Origin of the sequence: Nocardioides lacusdianchii (genome assembly GCF_020102855.1) — a bacterium.
Classification (GTDB): domain Bacteria; phylum Actinomycetota; class Actinomycetes; order Propionibacteriales; family Nocardioidaceae; genus Nocardioides; species Nocardioides lacusdianchii.
The window spans coordinates 29928-45470 of record NZ_JADHZD010000014.1 but is presented as its reverse complement, the minus strand read 5'-3'; the positions used below and the strand labels follow the sequence as shown (position 1 = coordinate 45470).

General features: G+C 70.0%; 17 protein-coding genes and 3 tRNA genes. 7 read left to right on the top strand and 13 right to left on the bottom strand.

Annotation, left to right across the window (positions count from 1 at the left end; translation table 11 throughout):
• Positions 1-79: 79 nt before the first annotated feature.
• Both IRX98_RS17575 and IRX98_RS17570 read left to right on the top strand, forming a co-directional pair.
• On the top strand, positions 80-697 hold the full coding sequence (locus tag IRX98_RS17575) for a DUF47 domain-containing protein (protein WP_224278955.1): 618 nt from the start codon (positions 80-82) through the stop codon (positions 695-697).
• Positions 698-702: 5 nt separating this feature from the next.
• On the top strand, positions 703-1698 hold the full coding sequence (locus IRX98_RS17570; protein ID WP_224278953.1) for an inorganic phosphate transporter: 996 nt from the start codon (positions 703-705) through the stop codon (positions 1696-1698).
• Positions 1699-1879: 181 nt separating this feature from the next.
• Here the strand turns inward: IRX98_RS17570 and IRX98_RS17565 are convergent, their stop codons facing one another.
• The 6 genes from IRX98_RS17565 to IRX98_RS17540 form a co-directional block, all read right to left on the bottom strand.
• Positions 1880-2878 carry a hypothetical protein gene (locus IRX98_RS17565; protein WP_224278951.1) on the bottom strand — a complete coding sequence of 333 codons (999 nt, stop codon included), beginning with the start codon at positions 2876-2878 and terminating at the stop codon, positions 1880-1882.
• Between the two features lie 265 nt (positions 2879-3143).
• Positions 3144-3914, bottom strand: a complete 771-nt coding sequence (pstB, locus tag IRX98_RS17560; RefSeq protein WP_372456096.1) for a phosphate ABC transporter ATP-binding protein PstB — start codon at positions 3912-3914, stop codon at positions 3144-3146.
• 119 nt (positions 3915-4033) lie between these two features.
• Positions 4034-4939 (bottom strand): phosphate ABC transporter permease PstA, encoded by a 906-nt coding sequence (pstA, locus tag IRX98_RS17555; RefSeq protein ID WP_224278949.1) that lies wholly within the window; start codon positions 4937-4939, stop codon positions 4034-4036.
• Complete coding sequence (gene pstC / locus IRX98_RS17550; protein ID WP_224278947.1) at positions 4939-5880, bottom strand: phosphate ABC transporter permease subunit PstC; 942 nt, start codon at positions 5878-5880, stop codon at positions 4939-4941. The genes pstA and pstC overlap by 1 nt, the downstream gene beginning before the upstream one ends.
• A 22-nt stretch (positions 5881-5902) precedes the next feature.
• On the bottom strand, positions 5903-6859 hold the full coding sequence (locus IRX98_RS17545) for a PstS family phosphate ABC transporter substrate-binding protein (protein ID WP_224278945.1): 957 nt from the start codon (positions 6857-6859) through the stop codon (positions 5903-5905).
• A 200-nt stretch (positions 6860-7059) separates the two neighbouring features.
• Positions 7060-7929: an NUDIX hydrolase gene (locus IRX98_RS17540; protein WP_224278943.1), complete on the bottom strand. Its 870-nt coding sequence runs from the start codon at positions 7927-7929 to the stop codon at positions 7060-7062.
• A gap of 41 nt (positions 7930-7970) precedes the next feature.
• On the opposite strand from IRX98_RS17540, the gene IRX98_RS17535 reads away from it, so the two are divergent.
• The gene (locus tag IRX98_RS17535) at positions 7971-9020 is read left to right on the top strand and encodes a hypothetical protein (RefSeq protein ID WP_224278941.1); all 1050 of its coding nucleotides are present in this window, start codon (positions 7971-7973) and stop codon (positions 9018-9020) included.
• A 15-nt stretch (positions 9021-9035) separates the two neighbouring features.
• Here the strand turns inward: IRX98_RS17535 and IRX98_RS17530 are convergent, their stop codons facing one another.
• Positions 9036-9197 (bottom strand): hypothetical protein, encoded by a 162-nt coding sequence (locus IRX98_RS17530; RefSeq protein ID WP_224278939.1) that lies wholly within the window; start codon positions 9195-9197, stop codon positions 9036-9038.
• 186 nt (positions 9198-9383) lie between these two features.
• A complete protein-coding gene (locus tag IRX98_RS17525) occupies positions 9384-9587 on the bottom strand; it encodes a cold-shock protein (protein ID WP_056598399.1) in 204 nt (67 codons plus the stop codon).
• A gap of 350 nt (positions 9588-9937) precedes the next feature.
• Here IRX98_RS17525 and IRX98_RS17520 point away from each other — a divergent pair.
• Positions 9938-10010 (top strand) — tRNA-Lys (locus IRX98_RS17520).
• Positions 10011-10016: 6 nt separating this feature from the next.
• On the opposite strand, the gene IRX98_RS23610 is transcribed toward IRX98_RS17520, so the two are convergent.
• Positions 10017-11384, bottom strand: coding sequence for a DUF4832 domain-containing protein (locus IRX98_RS23610; protein WP_224278937.1), 1368 nt, complete (start codon positions 11382-11384; stop codon positions 10017-10019).
• Between the two features lie 71 nt (positions 11385-11455).
• Positions 11456-12937 carry an NAD(P)/FAD-dependent oxidoreductase gene (locus IRX98_RS17510; RefSeq protein ID WP_224278935.1) on the bottom strand — a complete coding sequence of 494 codons (1482 nt, stop codon included), beginning with the start codon at positions 12935-12937 and terminating at the stop codon, positions 11456-11458.
• 206 nt (positions 12938-13143) lie between these two features.
• Here IRX98_RS17510 and IRX98_RS17505 point away from each other — a divergent pair, with 206 nt between their 5' ends.
• From IRX98_RS17505 to IRX98_RS17495, 3 genes are read left to right on the top strand one after another with little or no spacing between them, the layout of a single operon-like run.
• Positions 13144-14076, top strand: coding sequence for an ATP-binding protein (locus IRX98_RS17505; protein WP_224278933.1), 933 nt, complete (start codon positions 13144-13146; stop codon positions 14074-14076).
• On the top strand, positions 14073-14474 hold the full coding sequence (locus tag IRX98_RS17500) for a fluoride efflux transporter FluC (protein ID WP_224278931.1): 402 nt from the start codon (positions 14073-14075) through the stop codon (positions 14472-14474). The genes IRX98_RS17505 and IRX98_RS17500 overlap by 4 nt, the downstream gene beginning before the upstream one ends.
• Positions 14471-14803 (top strand): fluoride efflux transporter FluC, encoded by a 333-nt coding sequence (locus IRX98_RS17495; RefSeq protein ID WP_224278929.1) that lies wholly within the window; start codon positions 14471-14473, stop codon positions 14801-14803. Before IRX98_RS17500 ends, IRX98_RS17495 begins: the two co-directional genes overlap by 4 nt.
• Positions 14804-14838: 35 nt before the next feature.
• Here IRX98_RS17495 and IRX98_RS17490 read toward each other — a convergent pair whose 3' ends face one another.
• The 3 genes from IRX98_RS17490 to IRX98_RS17480 all read right to left on the bottom strand — a co-directional run bounded on the left by IRX98_RS17490 (position 14839) and on the right by IRX98_RS17480 (position 15516).
• Positions 14839-15192, bottom strand: a complete 354-nt coding sequence (locus tag IRX98_RS17490) for a metallopeptidase family protein (protein ID WP_224278927.1) — start codon at positions 15190-15192, stop codon at positions 14839-14841.
• 91 nt (positions 15193-15283) lie between these two features.
• Positions 15284-15360: transfer RNA gene (locus tag IRX98_RS17485), tRNA-Asp, on the bottom strand.
• An 83-nt stretch (positions 15361-15443) separates the two neighbouring features.
• Positions 15444-15516: transfer RNA gene (locus IRX98_RS17480), tRNA-Glu, on the bottom strand.
• Positions 15517-15543 lie beyond the last annotated feature (27 nt).

Genomic DNA, 15543 nt, shown 5'->3' with positions numbered 1-15543 from the left:
TACGCCGCAACTTGCGTCGTAGGGCGGCCGACCCCCTAGCATGAACCACGGTTCATCCGCCCCCCGTTCGGAGTTCACCGTGCGTTTGAAGTTCCGCCCTGTCGACAGCTCGTTCTACGACCTCTTCAGCGAGGCCGCCAACCACCTCGTCGTCGGCTCCCAGCTCCTCAACGAGATGCTGTCGGCCGGCAGCTCCAAGGCCGAGGTCGCCCAGCGCATGCGCGAGGCCGAGCACGCCGCGGACGAGACCACCCACTCGATCATCCGGCGCGTGAACAGCACCTTCGTCACGCCCTTCGACCGCGAGGACATCTACTCCCTCGCCTCGGCGCTCGACGACGTCATGGACATGATGGACGAGGCCGTCGACCTGGTCCTGCTCTACGAGGTCACCTCGCTGCCCGCGGAGACCACCCAGCAGGTCGAGGTGCTCCAGCGCTGCGCCGAGCTCACCGCCGCGGCGATGCCCCAGCTGGAGTCGATGGGCAAGCTCGACGAGTACTGGATCGAGATCAACCGGCTCGAGAACACCGGCGACAAGTCCTACCGGCGGATCCTCGCCAACCTGTTCAGCGGTGAGCACGAGGCGCTCGAGGTGATGAAGCTCAAGGACATCGTCGAGTCCCTCGAGGGGGCGATCGATGCCTTCGAGAAGGTCGCCAACATCGTGGAGCAGATCGCCGTCAAGGAGTCGTAAGACTGATGGAGATCGGCATCATCATTGCCGTCGTCGTCGTCGCCCTGGTGTTCGACTACACCAACGGCTTCCACGACGCGGCCAACGCAATCGCGACGTCCGTCTCGACGGGCGCGCTCAAGCCGCGCGTCGCACTCGCCATGGCTGCTGTCATGAACTTCGTCGGCGCCTTCCTCGGCCAGAAGGTCGCCCAGACCGTCTCGGAGACGATCGACCCCGGCACCGGCAGCCATGCCCTCGTGATCGTGATGTGCGGCCTCCTCGGCGCCATCACCTGGAACATGATCACCTGGTACTACGGCCTGCCCTCGTCCTCCTCGCACGCCCTGATCGGTGGCCTCGTCGGCTCCGCGGTCGCTGCGGGCGCCACGGCCAACTGGGGCGTCGTGCTGGAGAAGGTCGTCATCCCGATGTTCCTCTCCCCCGTCGTCGCCTTCTCCCTCGGCTTCGCGGTGATGGTGGCGATCATGTGGATCTTCCGCAACGCCAACCCGGGTCGCGCCAACCGCGGGTTCAAGATCGCGCAGACGATCTCCGCAGCCGCGATGGCGCTCGGCCACGGCCTCCAGGACGCGCAGAAGACGATGGGCGTGATCTTCCTGGCGCTGCTCGCCGGTGGCTACGTCGGTGCCGACGACCCGCTTCCGCTCTGGGTGATCATCGCCGCGGCGGCCGCCATCTCCGCCGGCACCTACTCCGGCGGCTGGCGCATCATGCGCACGCTGGGTCGCCGCATCATCCACCTCGACCCGCCCCGCGGCTTCGCGGCCGAGTCGGTGGCCGCGTCGGTGCTCTACTCGACGGCGTACGTCTTCGAGGCGCCGATCTCGACCACCCACACCATCACGTCCGCGGTCATGGGCGTCGGCGCGACCAAGCGCCTGTCCGCCGTGCGCTGGGGTGTGGCGAAGTCGATCCTCACCGCCTGGGTGCTGACCTTCCCGGCCGCCGGCTTCGCCGCGGCGATCTGCTACTGGGTGGCGCACCTCTTCCTGCCCTGAGGTCGGTCGTCTGACCGTCCTCTGCGTCATACGGACCCGCACCTATCCGTGCGCGAACGTATGACGCTCGGGGTCGCCTGTCGGCCTGCGGTCGCCCTGCGTCATACGAAAGCGCACTCATGGGTGCCGGTTCGTATGACGCTGATCCGCGGCGGCAGGACCGGCCCAAACGTACGCCGCCTCATGCCGCAGGCCCCAGCCCGGACCACCCTGCCTCGACCAGCGCCCGCTCGACCTGGGCGAAGAACTCGTCAGCGGCAACGCGGAGGCCCAGGACCGGAAGCCGGAGCACGGTGAGGTGGTCGAGAGTCACGTCGTTGTGGCGCAGGGCGTCGGCGACGACTTCCTGCGCCAGCGCGTGCTGGATCCCGTCGACCTCGACCACCACGCCCCACTCCTCCCACACGACGTCGAGGTAGTGGCGACCGTCGGCACCTCGGCGTACGACCTGGCGCGTGGGCTCGGGGAACCCCCGGCTCCGGCACTCGCGGGCGAAGTCGAGCTCGGCGAGGCTGTGCACACCGCCGAGCAGGTCCGTAACGAGGTCGGTCAGGAACGCCAGGCGGCGGTCCCGCTTCACCTGGAGCAGCGCCTGTCCGATCCGATCGGCCGGGGCGATGCCCTGCTGGACGACCATGGTCATCAACAGGGCAGCCTGGCGGTCGCTGCGCGCCCACAGCGCACCGCGTACGGCGGCGACCTCCGGGCGCGTGCGAGGCGGGCCTGCGCCACCAGCCAGGTCGTCGACCCTCCATCGACGCGTCTGGCGTACGTCGACGAGCGCGTCGCGGAACACTCGAGCGCCGCGCGGGACCGAGACCCGGTGCCGATCGACGTCGAACCCGGTGAGGCCGGCCGCGACCAACGCCGACGAGCCGTCCAGACGGGCACGCGGACCACCCGACAGCTGGGCCGCCCACAACATGGTCGAGAGAGCCATCGGGCCGGTGTGCACGACCACGACGTGGCGCCCGACCCGCTGCCACCGCCGGGCGCGGACGTTGGCCCGCACCTCGGCCCTGCTGAGCCCGGCGGAGTACAGCTGGCGACGGGAGACCGCCCACCCCTGGTCGCGCCCGAGGCGTTCGGCCCGGCGGCGACGGGCGGCCCTCAGGGAGGCAGTGCGGGGAGTTGGTTCTGTCACCGCTCCACGGTCGCCGCGCGGTTCGTCGTACGCCACGGGGCAGCCTTGCGCCTGTGGAGCACCCGCGCCCGACCGCGCCTGTGGACGGTTGCTGGCTCGCCCTCGCCGCCGTGGTCCCGCCCAGCGTCATACGAAGGCGCACTCATCGGTGCGGGTTCGTATGACGCAGAGGCGACCCCGACCGCCGAGACCGACGCACGAAGCGCTGGGTACCTGGGGACATCCTGGTGGGCGCTACCCCCGTATCGCCTACCAGGACATCCCCAGGTACCCAGCGCGAAGGCCGAGGACCCGGAGCGACTCAGCCGAAGCGGCCCGAGATGTAGTCCTCGGTGCGCTTGTCGTTCGGGTTGGAGAAGATCGTCGAGGTGAGGTCGTACTCCACGAGCAGGCCGGTGCGGTTGCCGGTGGTCTCGTCGGGACGCGCGGTGAAGAACGCGGTGCGGTCCGAGACGCGCGCGGCCTGCTGCATGTTGTGGGTCACGACGATGATCGTGTACTCGTTGCGCAGCTCGAGCATGAGGTCCTCGACGCGGGCGGTGGCGATCGGGTCGAGCGCCGAGCACGGCTCGTCCATGAGGATCACGTCGGGCTTGGTGGCGATCGTCCGGGCGATGCAGAGGCGCTGCTGCTGGCCACCGGAGAGGCCGTACGCCGACTGCTTGAGCTTGTCCTTGACCTCGTCCCAGAGCGCGGCACCCCGCAGCGCCTCCTCGACCAGGTCGTCCATGTTGTCGACCTTCATGCCGGTGACCCGCGGGCCGTAGGCGATGTTGTCGTAGATCGACTTCGGGAACGGGTTGGGCTTCTGGAAGACCATGCCGATCTGGGTGCGTACGGCGATCGGGTCGACGTTCTTCTCGTAGATGTCCTGCCCGTGGTAGAGCACGCCGCCCTCGACGTGGGCGCCCGCGACCAGGTCGTTCATCCGGTTGAGGCAGCGCAGCACCGTGGACTTGCCACAGCCCGACGGGCCGATCATCGCGGTGATCTCGTGGCGCCCGTAGGCGAGGTTCACGTCGTGCACGGCGTGGAAGTCGCCGTAGAAGACGTTGAGGTCGCGCGTCTCCATCACCGGGTTGACCGGGGAATCGGGCAGGCGCCGCTCCGCGCTCATGTGGACGTCGCCGAGCGACCCCATCTGCGGGAACGTGTCGGAGGAAGTGGCAGAAGCCATGTCGTCAGTCTCTCTCACCAGGATCGCTGGAACTTGTTGCGGATGAAGATGGCCAGTCCGTTGAGCCCGAGGATCATCACGAGGAGCACGATGATGGCGGCCGAGGCGGCCTCCTGGAACGCGTCCTGCGAGCTCGAGCTGAGGCCGTAGATCTGGATGGGCAGCGCCGTGATGGGACTCATCATCCCCTCGGGGTCGAAGCGCACCGACGAGGCGAGCCCGAGCATCAGCAGCGGTGCCGCTTCGCCGATCGCGCGTGACAGGCCGAGGATCGTGCCGGTGGCGATGCCGGGGACCGCCGACGGCAGCACCTGGCGCCACGTCGTCTGCCAGGTGGTCGCGCCGAGCGCGAGCGAGCCCTGCCGGATCTCCTCGGGCACCGCGCGCACCGCCTCGCGGGTCGTGATGATGATGACCGGCAGGATGAGCAGGGCGAGCGCGATCGCACCACCCAGGACGATGCCCTTGCGCTCGATGCCGATCAGCGCCATCACCGCGACGGCCAGCAGGCCGTAGACGATGGACGGAACCGCGGCGAGGTTCTGCAGGTTCACCTCGATGATGCGGTTGTACCACCGGCGGGAGTCGGCGAACTCCTCGAGGTAGACGGCGGCTGCGATGCCGAGGGGCACGGCCATGAGGGCAGTGAAGAGCATCAGCCAGAGGCTGCCGAGGATGCCGGCGCGGAAACCGGTGCGCTCGGGGGTGAGCGTCGAGTCGTACCTGGTGACCAGGTCGGCGTCGAAGCGACCGGCGCCGGCGATGGCGGTGTCAGCGATCAGCACGACGAGGACCATCACGCCGAAGAACAGGGAGAACCACAGCAGGCCGAGGAAGACGAGCGACCCGGGGCTGCGCTCCCGGCTCCTGCCGGTTGCCAGCTGGACGGTCTCACGGGCAGTGGTGGCGGCGATGCTCATCAGTAGGCCTGCCTGTAGCGACGGACGAGAGCGATGCTGATCATGTTGATCACGAAGGTGATCACGAAGAGCGTCAGGCCGACCGCGAAGAGCGTGTTGTAGGACGTCGAACCCACGGGGTTCTCACCGCCCGCGGTCGTGGCCATGAAGCCCGTCATGGTCTGCATGCCCTCGAGGGGGTTGAGGCTGAAGTTCTTCTGCGACCCGGCGGCCAGCGCCACGATCATCGTCTCGCCGACGGCGCGGGACAGGCCCAGCACGATGGCAGCCGCAACGCCCGAGAGGGCCGCCGGCAGCACGACGCGCAGGGTCGTCTGCATGCGGTTGGCACCCATGGCGTACGAGCCCTGCCGCAGCGCCTGGGGCACGGCCGAGAACGCGTCCTCGGCCAGCGAGGCGATGGTCGGGATGATCATGACCCCGAGCACGAGGCCTGCGGCCAGGGCGTTGGTGAACCCGACTCCGAGGCCGAGGATGTCCTGGAGCAGGGTCGGGGTGACGAACATGACCGCGAAGAAGCCGTAGACCACCGACGGGACGCCCGCGAGGAGCTCCACGGTGGGCTTGAGGATCTTGCGCGCCCGCCGGGACGCGTACTCGGAGAGGTACATCGCCGCACCGAGCCCGAGGGGCACGGCGACCAGCAGGGCGATCACGGTCGTGACCATCGTCGCGGTGATCAGCGGGAACACGGCGAAGCGGGTGCCCTCGTCGAAGGAGAAGAACTCCCTGAAGGGCACCTCGGCGAAGAAGTGGACGACCGGCTCGATCAGGGCGACGAGGATCCCGATCGTGATGGCGACCGAGAGCATCGCCGACGCGAAGAGGACCGCCTTGATCGCGGTCTCGGCCGGACGGGCCTTGCGGCCCAGGTCGATGGGGGCGCCGGGCAGGCCCGTCCCGAAGGACGGGCCTGCGCCGGTGCTGCTAGTGCTGCTCATGAAGGGGTGACGACTCTTCCTGTCAGGAGGAGAGGCCCTCGAGGGCGCTCTGGGTCTCGCTGTAGAGCTCCTCGCTCAGCGGGATGTACTTCGCCGCCTCGGCGATCGTCTCGAGGTTCTCGATGTAGAAGTCGACGTACTCGGCGGTGGCGGAGTTGTCAGCGTAGGACGAGTTGCTCACGTAGATGAAGAGGGGGCGCGACAGGGGCGTGTACTCGCCGGCCTGGGCGGTCTCGGCGGACGGCTCGACGCAGCCGGCGCCGTCGTCGATGGACAGCGCCTTGAGCGAGTCCATGTTCTCCTCGTAGTAGGTGTAACCGAAGAAGCCGATCGCACCTTCCGTGCCGGAGATGCCCTGGACCAGGACGTTGTCGTCCTCGGAGGACTCGACGTCCTTGCGCAGCTCCTCGGACTCGTCCGCGACGACGTCGGCGGCCATGTAGTCGTAGGTGCCGGAGTCGGTGCCCGGGAAGAAGAAGGAGATCTCCTGGTCGGGGAAGCTCGGGTCGAGGTCGCTCCAGTTGGTGACCTCGGAGCCGGGGCCGACGAGCTCGATGAGCTGGTCGGTGGTGATGCAGTCGACCGCGAGGTCGGGGTGCACGGCCACGGTGAGGGCGTCGGTGGCGACCTGGAGCTCGGTGTACTCGACACCGCCCTCCTCGCATGCTGCGACCTCGTCCTCCTCGATCGGCCGGGAGGCGTCGGAGATGTCGGTCTGGCCCTGGCAGAACACCTCGAAGCCGCCGCCGGTGCCAGCAGCACCGACCGTGACGCGCACGTCGGGGTTCTCCTCGGAGAGCAGCTCGGAGGCCGCCTTGGACATGGGCTCGACGGTGGAGGAGCCGTCGACTGCCACGGTGCCGCTGGCGCCGGAGCCTTCCTCGCCGGAGCCGGCGTCACCGCCACCACAGGCGGCGAGGGTGAGGGCAAGAACGGTCGCGCCGGACGCGGCGGCCCAGCGGGTGGAAGTGCGCTTCACTTCGGTGCTCCTGAAAGTCTGATGTGTGCTGACATCAGTGAAGGTAGGGACGTCAGGAGAACGACCACGGCGCCGTCGGTGAACGCACGATGAACTGAACCGGGCCGAATGGCGTCGCGGACTCGTGCGTGAGACGGCGATCACATGAACTCGTCCCAGCGGCCTTGACGGGCGGGCCCGAAAAGCCTAGAAGTCGCAGGTCAGAGGGCCAACGGCTCGGTCGCGACGACCTTCCCGCGACGGTGGTGCACCACCAGCATGCCGCCTGGCTCGAGCCTGACCTCAGGCACCTCCAGCGCGTCGAGCACCGTCGGCAGCACCGGCCGGTGGGTGCACAGCACAGCGCTCTCCCCGACCTCGAGCAGGCTGTCGACCAGGTCGACCACGCTGTCGGTCGTGGCGCCCTCCTCGCTCAGCTCGTCGTAGGTCTTCAGCGGCCAGCCGGTCACGTCGACGTACGGCGTCACCGTCTGCACGCAGCGGGTGCTGGAGGAAGTGTGCGCCAAGGTGACGTCGAAGGCCGACAGCAGCGGCACCAGGCGCTGCGCCTGGGCCTGGCCGGTCTGGAGCAGCGGCCGCAGCCGGTCGTCCTGGCGCCACGCGCTGCGGGAGCGGGCCTTGGCGTGGCGCAGCACCACGAGCGTACGCGTCTTGCGCCGCAGGGGACGCGCCTCGGCCAGGGTGGCGCGGTCGTAGGGGTAGGTGAGGCGGCGCTCGGCCTCCTTCCAGGGCACCCACTCGACGGCGTCGATCTCGTCGTTGGGGCGGTAGCGGCCCACGTCGTCGCTGCCGACCACCCGCGCGGTCCAGTAGTCGACGGTCTTCCACCGCCCGTTGGACATCCGGTAGCGCTGCCGGCCCAGCGCCGGGCCGAGCCGCACGTCGAGCCCGGTCTCCTCCGCCACCTCGCGCACCGCGGCGGTGACCACGTGCTCGCCGGGATCGAGCTTGCCCTTGGGGAAGGACCAGTCGTCGTACTTGGGACGGTGCACGAGCAGCACGTCCCCACCCTTGCGCGTCACCACGGCACCGGCAGCACGCACGTCGCGGAGCTCACCACCCTGAGGCATGGACGTAGTCTCACACCCACCCCGACCCCTGAGGAGACCCCGTGTCACGTCGCACCACCGTGGGCCTGGTGGCCGTGGTCGTGCTCGCGCTCGTCGCCTGGCTCGGGTGGCGGCTCCTCACCCCGGACGACCCGCTCGCCCGGGCGCTGCGGATGGCGCCGGCGGAGACCAGCCGCGCCGCGTGGACCGACTGGGAGGGCGTACGCCGCGAGCTGGGCGCCGAGGTCGACGCCGACTCCTCGGCCGTGGAGGTCGACGAGCTCCTGGCCGAGGCCTTCGACCGCGACCTGTCCCCCATGTCGGCGCTCGGCACGTCGGCGGGCGTGATGCAGGAGGAGCTCGGCTTCTCCCCCGCCACGCTCACGTGGGAGCTGCTGGCGCAGGGGCCGGGCGGCGCGGTGGAGATGATGGGTGTGGCCGACGACGTCGACCTCGACGCGATCGCCGAGCGCCTGGTCGCGCTGGGCTGGTCCGAGCCGGAGGACGAGGGCGGCGTGTGGGTCGGTGGTCCAGACGTGCTGGCGAGTGTCGGGCCGGGCCTGACCCCCGAGCTGCAGCACGTCGCGCTGCTGGCAGACCAGCGGGTCGTGCTCGCCTCCGACCAGGCGCCCTACCTCGAGCAGGTGCTGGCGGTGGTCGACGGTGACGACGACGGCGCCGAGGACCTGGCCGAGCTCGCGGGGACGCTGGAGCAGCCGCTGGCAGCAGCGGTGTACGACGGCGCGTACGCCTGCGAGACGCTCGCCATGTCACAGGCCGACGACGCCGCGCAGGCCGAGGCGGACCAGCTCGTGGAGGCGGCGGGCGGGGTGCACCCGCTGACGGGCTTCGCGATGGCGCTGCTGCCCGACGGCGACCTGCGCGCGGTGCTCCAGGTCGAGGACGCCGACGACGCGCCCGCCGACGCCGACGCCCGTGCCCGGCTCGCGGCCGGGCCGGCCCCGGGGCAGGGCGGTGACTTCACCGAGCGCTTCAGCGTCGAGCGCGCCGGGGCCGAGGGCCGCGAGGTCGTGATCGACCTGCGACCGGTCGAGGGGGCGTACGTCCTGTCCGACCTCACGAGCGGACCGGTGCTCTTCGCGACCTGCTGAGCAGGCAGCGGCGGGTCAGTCCACCGGCCGGCGCGGGGTGACCCCGAGCAGCCGGTCGATCTCCTCCTGGGTGAGGTGATCCTCGGACTCGCTGGCCGCGATGATCAGCGTGGTGGTGAGCTCGACCTCGTTGAGGAGGTCGCCGTCCTCGAGGGTCACGTCGAACTGGTCGTGCACGTCACCCTCCCATCATCTTCGATCATCCGACTCTAGGCCGTCGGTCCAAGTGTCGCCGACATTGCCGCCCGGGCCAATGACCCGAACGTGCTACTAGTGTCGCCTGAGAACGAATCCGGCCCCACCCCCCCTGAGGGGATGGGGCCGGATCTCGATCAGATCTGGAACAGGTCCAGGATCAGCCGATCAGAGCGGACGGACGTTCTCCGCCTGCGGGCCCTTCGGGCCCTGGGTGACGTCGAACTCGACCTTCTGGTTCTCGTCCAGCGACTTGTAGCCGTTGGACTGGATGGCCGAGTAGTGCACGAAGACGTCGTCGCCGCCGTCCTCCTGCGCGATGAAGCCGAAACCCTTCTCGGCGTTGAACCACTTCACGGTGCCTTGAGCCATGTGCTCGGTACTCCTGTTATCGGAACGAGAAGCCGTCACTTCGACGACTCCGCACCAAGTGCGGTGACACGTCGCTCCGACTCACAAGCTGGAAGGCCCGAAGATGGAAACGCCGTTGGATCACAAACTCCGCTGGCGTCAACCTGCTGGAACTTGCACCTGTTGCACCACGAACCCTACCAACAAATCGCCGGACGTCACGGTCCGAGGGGCACCTGTGGGTGAACAGTCGGCCAACGGGGTCGCCGAGGCTCCCGCAGGGCCCGCCCGCCACGCTCGCGGGGCGCCCGAGCCGCCGACCGTCGGGTGCGGGATACTCGGGCGTGGACGCGCGCCCTGCGGCGTGTCCCGGGCCTCTAGCTCAATGGGTAGAGCAGCGGACTTTTAATCCGTTGGTTCAGGGTTCGAGCCCCTGGAGGCCTACCGACCTCAGCGGACCTCGACCGCTCCGACGCGGTAGGTGCCGGCGGTGGTGCGACCGGCGTTGGCCAGGTGCATCGGCGCGGAGTAGCCCGACGGGTCCACGACGCCGACGAACAGGTCGTACCTCCCGGCCTTCATGCCCTTCGTGCTGACCTTCCTGCTCCGCACAGCCGTGTCGACCAGTCCCTCCAGGGGCCGGCCGAGCGACCGGGTGATCGTCCGCCCGGTCGCGGCGTGGACGAAGGTGAGCCGTACGTCCCAGGCGTCGTACGCCGGAGCGGCACCCTGGTTGGTCCACGCCGTGCGCACCACGACCTTGCGTCCGGCGTCGAGGACGTCGGGCAGCGTGAGCGAGCGGACCTTGATCCGGTAGCCGGCGGTCGCGAGCGCCGTGGTGTACGCCGTGCGCTGGCGCCCGGTCAGCTCGGTGCCGCGCCACGGCATGTTGCCCGAGGACAGGGTCGAGACGTGGAAGCGACGGACCTGCTGGGCTCCCAGGACCGGGTCGGCGCGGGTGCACCACTCGGAGAAGAACGGTCGCGTCCTCCACACCGACTGCAGGCGCTTGTCCGTCGCCACCATGGAGTGCATGTCCGGGCAGCCGAGGCTGTCGGTGCGCAGGCCGAGGTTGCGGTGGTTGCGCAGCGCCTCCAGCGTGAAGGGCACCGGCGTCATCGTGTTGAGCAGGACGTGCTTGCCGGGGAAGGCCGAGGCGACCGCATCGACGAGGGCGAGGCCGTTGGCGTCGGAGACCCGCTCGCCCTCCCAGACGTGCCACTCGCCGTACGCGCCGTAGCCGCCGACGTCGACGTAGCCCAGCCGCGGGTCGTCGCCGTAGCGCCGACCGAGCTCGGTCATCAGCTCGCGCCACTGCGCGACGAAGACCGGGGAGTTCCAGTCTGGGACGTCCGTGCCGGCCTGCCGCGGCACGAAGTCCGGGGTGACGGGCGGCAGGTCCGCGCGGCTCCCCATCCAGCAGCCCGGGCAGTAGGCCATGACGCGGAAGCCGAACTTGCCACCCCGCGAGCCGGCCTCGGCGAGACCGGTCTCGATCCAGCTGAAGTCCCAGGCGTTGTCGGCCTTCTCGATCCGGCCCCAGTAGACCTGGTCGCGGTAGTAGACGTCGTTGGACGTCACCGTCGCGGGCGTCGGCTCTGCGCCGAGCCAGCGGTACTGCCCGCGCAGCGGGTTGGGCAGGTCCGCCGTCATGCCCAGGGGGGCCATCCGGAAGGTGCGCTCCGACCGCTGCGGCGAGGCCCCTTGCGCGAGCGCCGACGAGCCGAGGATCGGCACCGCCAGGCAGACAAGTGTCGCCAGCGCGACCAGAGCGCGCCGCCGCGCTTTCGTCAGGCTGCTCAGGTCACGGACGCGCACGCTCGCCATTGTGGGCGAAGTTCAAGGATCCTCGCAGAACTACCGGAGAATCCGGCAAGTCGATGCGCGCCTCACGCGCCGCCGACACGGTCGGCGGGGACGCCGCGCACACCGGAGTCGGTGAGCTCGGCCTCGCGCTCGGCGGCGGCCTCGAGCTCCTGGCGGCGCGTCTCCTCCATCATCGCCCGCGTCGCGTCGTAGATGCCGGGGTCGGAGACCAGGTCGGCGGCACCGCGGCGCAGCCGGGCCAGGGCGGCACGGGCGAAGATCTGCTGCTCGGTCGTGGTGCGCTCGGAGCGGTTGTTGCTGATGAAGGTGATCGCCCACCGCATCAGCGCGGAGACCTGGTTCTTGAAGCCGGTGAGGTAGACGAGGTGCACGCCGAGCCACATCAGCCAGGCCACGACGCCGGTGATCCGCAGCTTGCCGACCATCGCGACGGCGCGGAAGCGGCTGATGATCGCCATCGAGCCCTTGTCGAAGTACTTGAACGGCGCCTGCGGCTGCTTGCCCTCGAGGCGGTTGTTGATCTCCTTGGCGGCGTACTTGGCGCCCTGGATGGCGACCTGCGCGACGCCCGGGAGGTTGTCGAGGGCGATCATGTCGCCGACGACGAAGACCTCGGGGTGGCCGGGCAGGGTGAGGTCGGGGTTGACCGCGATCCGGCCGGCGCGGTCCAGCGGGGCGCCGGTCTGCTCCGACAGGGTCTTGCCGAGGGGGTTGGCCTGCACGCCGGCGGCCCAGATCTTGGCGACCGAGTTGATGCGCTCGACGTGGCCGTCCTTGAACTTCACCTCGAGGCCACGCTCGTCGACCTCGGTGACCATGCCGCCGAGCATGACCTCGACGCCGAGCTTCTCGAGCTCGGCCTGGGCCTTCTCGCCGAGCTTGGCGCCGAAGGGCGGCAGCACCTGAGGGGCCGCGTCGACGAGCACGATGCGGGCGGTGCGGGTGTTGATCGCGCGGAAGTCCTTGTTGAGCGTGCGGTGCGCGAGCTCGGCGATCTGGCCGGCCATCTCCACGCCGGTCGGACCGGCGCCGACGACGACGAAGGTGAGGAGGTGGTCGACGTCGTCGCCGCGGGTCGCCCCGAGCTCGGCCATCTCGAAGGCGCCGAAGATGCGTCCGCGCAGCTCGAGGGCGTCGTCGATGCTCTTCATGCCGGGGGCGAACTCGGCGAAGTGGTCGTTGCCGAAGTAGGACTGGCTGGCACCGGCGGCGACCAGCAGGGAGTCGTACGACGTGACGGTGTCGCGCCCGAGGACCTGCGAGGTGACGGTGCGGGCCTCGAGGTCGATGCCGGTGACCTCGCCGAGGATCACGCGCGCGTTGTCCTGGCTGCTGAGGATCTCGCGGGTCGGCGGGGCGATCTCGCCCTCGGAGAGGATGCCCGTCGCGACCTGGTAGAGCAGCGGCTGGAAGAGGTGGTGGGTGGTCTTGGCGATCACCGTGACGTCGACGTCGGCGCGCCTCAACGCCTTGGTGCCGAACAGTCCGCCGAACCCGGAGCCGATCACGACCACCTTGTGGCGGGGTGCCTGCGTCGCGGTCATGGGAGCTCCTGGGGTCGTAGGTGCAGTCACGTCGGTCACCATTGTCGTACCGCCGTGCGCGTCGGCGTGAAACGCCGGGCGCGTCTGGTTGCTCACACCCACTACCCAGCGTCGCGAGAAACTATGGTGTTGTCGAGGTTTGAACCACCCGACGGTCGGGTAATCAGGCTCCACTGGACTACCCACCCCCCTCGAAATGAGTCCCAGTGCCGCTGAGCTCCGAGTTGACGCTGGCGTCGTCGCCGCGCGCCGCGGCTGACGCGCGCCGCTGGGTCAGCGACATCTGCCGGCGGCTCGACCGACCCGACCTCGTCGAGTGCGCCGAGCTCGGCGTCTCCGAGCTCGTGGCCAACGCGATCCTCCACGGCGAGGCCCCCTACAAGGTGCGCGTGCGCGGCACCGCCAGCCATCCCCGCATCGAGGTCGTGGACGGCTCGACGAAGCCACCGGTGCCTCCGGCCCCGCTCGACCTCGACGACCTCGACCTCCTGCTCACCTTCGGACGCGGCCTCGCGATCGTCTCCCAGTGCGCCCTCGCCTGGGGCGCGACCATCGAGTCCGACAGCAAGATCGTGTGGTTCGAGCCGTCGGAGCAGATGAGCGACGAGGGGTCCGCGGAGTGGGTGATCGACCAGCACGACGCAGACGCACCCGAGCCGACCAGCGAGGCAGCCGTCGAGATCCGCCTGATCGGGGTGGACGTCCCGCTCCACTCCTCCCTCAACCGGCAGTACCACGAGCTGCGCCGCGAGCTGCGCCTGCTGTCGCTGTCGCACCAGTCCGACTACCCCCTCGCCGGCGACCTCACCTCGATGTTCGCCAACTTCGAGCGCCAGTTCCCCACCTCCTTCCACCGCCAGATCCGCGACGCCGAGTCGCGCGGCTTGCCCCGGGTCGACGTGGCCTTCCCGATGGTGCGCGAGGCCGGCCCGATCTTCGTGACGATGACCGAGATGTTCGACGTCGCCGACGCCTTCTGCCGTGCCGAGCGCCTGCTCTCCATGGCGCGCACCGCGGCGCAGCGCGCCTTCCACAACTGGATGCTCGGCGAGCTCGTCCACCAGCTCGACGGAGCGACCGCCCGGCCGTGGACGGGCTTCCCCCGGGCGAGCGCCGCGTCCACCAGCCGGGTCGGGTGAGCCCCCGCCCCCTCCGCGCTGCCGACCTGCTGCTCGTGGCCGCGGGCGGTGCCGCTGGAGCCGCGGCGCGCCACGGCATCGACGTCGCCGCCGGGGACACGCTCTTCCCGTGGGCCACGCTCGCCGTCAACGTCGTGGGGGCCTTCGCCCTCGGCCTCCTCCCCGCGATCGCGGTCCTCGGGCGCTCGCACCGGTGGTCGCTGCTCCTGGGCCCCGGTCTCCTCGGCGGCTTCACCACGGTGTCGGCCTGGGCCGGCCAGGTGCGCGACCTCGCTGCCACCGGCCAGGCACCGCTGGCCGGACTCCACCTCGCCGCCACGCTCGGCGCGGGGCTCCTCGCGGCCGCGATCGGCCAGCAGCTCGCCCACCGGCCCGAGCCCGAGGAGGCGACGCGATGACGGCCCTCCTCGTCGCCCTGGGCGCCGCGGTCGGCGCTCCGCTGAGGTACGTCCTGAGCCGCCGCGACGGCGTGTTCCCTGTCGGCATGCTCGTGGTGAACGTCCTCGGCTCGGGACTGTTCGGGGTGTTCGCCGCCCTGTCGCTCGGCGAGGCATGGTGGGCCCTGCTCGGCACCGGCTTCTGCGGCGGCTTCACGTCGTTCTCGTCGTTCGCGGTGCAGTCGGTCACCCGCCCCGCGCGTACGGCGGCGGCGTACGTCGCTGCGACGACGGTCCTCTCGATCGGGGCCTGCGCACTCGGCTGGGTGCTCGGCACCGGACTGGGCTAGACGGGCACCGGACTGGGCTAGACGGGCACCGGACCTCAACCCCAGCCGAGCTGGTGCAGCCGGGCGTCGTCGAGGCCGAAGTGGTGGGCGACCTCGTGCACCACCGTGATGCGCACCTCGTCCTCCAGCTCCTCCTCCGTCTCGGCCATGTCGAGGAGCGGCCCGCGGAAGAGCAGGATTCGGTCCGGGAGCATCCCGGAGTGGTTGGCCGGGCGCTCGGTCAGCGCCAGTCCGTCGTAGAGGCCGAGCAGGTCGGGGTCGTCGTCCGGGGCCTCGGCCTCGACCAGCACGACCACGTTGTCGACCAGTCGGGCCAGCTCGTCGGGCAGGCCGTCGAGGGCCCGTTCCACCATCGCGTCGAACGCGGCCGGGTCCAGGTCGAGGGGCATGGCTCCCACCCTAGGGAGGCACCAAAGCAGCCACAGAGGCCAGAAATGCCGATCAGGGTGAGCCTGGTGGCTCACCCTGATCGGCATGCAATGGCGACCCCGACGGGACTCGAACCCGCGGCCTCCGCCGTGACAGGGCGGCGCGCTAACCAACTGCGCTACGGGGCCAGGTTGTAACTGGTGAAGCGGGTGGAACTCTAACCCATGCTCTTCGGAGACCACCAATCGGCGCCCGCCCCCGAACCGGGCCGCACCCCCAACCGGATTCGAACCGGCGCTACCGCCGTGAAAGGGCGGGGTCCTGGGCCGCTAGACGATGGGGGCCCGCCCGGTCGAGGACACGCCTGACCG

Bases quoted from the DNA above. Each gene is read 5' to 3' on its own strand.
- IRX98_RS17495 (WP_224278929.1), top strand. From the start codon at position 14,471: ATGACGGCCCTCCTCGTCGCCCTGGGCGCCGCGGTCGGCGCTCCGCTG.
- IRX98_RS17490 (WP_224278927.1), bottom strand. From the start codon at position 15,192: ATGCCCCTCGACCTGGACCCGGCCGCGTTCGACGCGATGGTGGAACGG.
- IRX98_RS17510 (WP_224278935.1), bottom strand. From the start codon at position 12,937: ATGACCGCGACGCAGGCACCCCGCCACAAGGTGGTCGTGATCGGCTCC.
- pstB (WP_372456096.1), bottom strand. From the start codon at position 3,914: ATGGAGACGCGCGACCTCAACGTCTTCTACGGCGACTTCCACGCCGTG.
- pstC (WP_224278947.1), bottom strand. From the start codon at position 5,880: ATGAGCAGCACTAGCAGCACCGGCGCAGGCCCGTCCTTCGGGACGGGC.
- IRX98_RS17570 (WP_224278953.1), top strand. From the start codon at position 703: ATGGAGATCGGCATCATCATTGCCGTCGTCGTCGTCGCCCTGGTGTTC.
- IRX98_RS17540 (WP_224278943.1), bottom strand. From the start codon at position 7,929: ATGCCTCAGGGTGGTGAGCTCCGCGACGTGCGTGCTGCCGGTGCCGTG.
- pstA (WP_224278949.1), bottom strand. From the start codon at position 4,939: ATGAGCATCGCCGCCACCACTGCCCGTGAGACCGTCCAGCTGGCAACC.
- IRX98_RS17525 (WP_056598399.1), bottom strand. From the start codon at position 9,587: ATGGCTCAAGGCACCGTGAAGTGGTTCAACGCCGAGAAGGGTTTCGGC.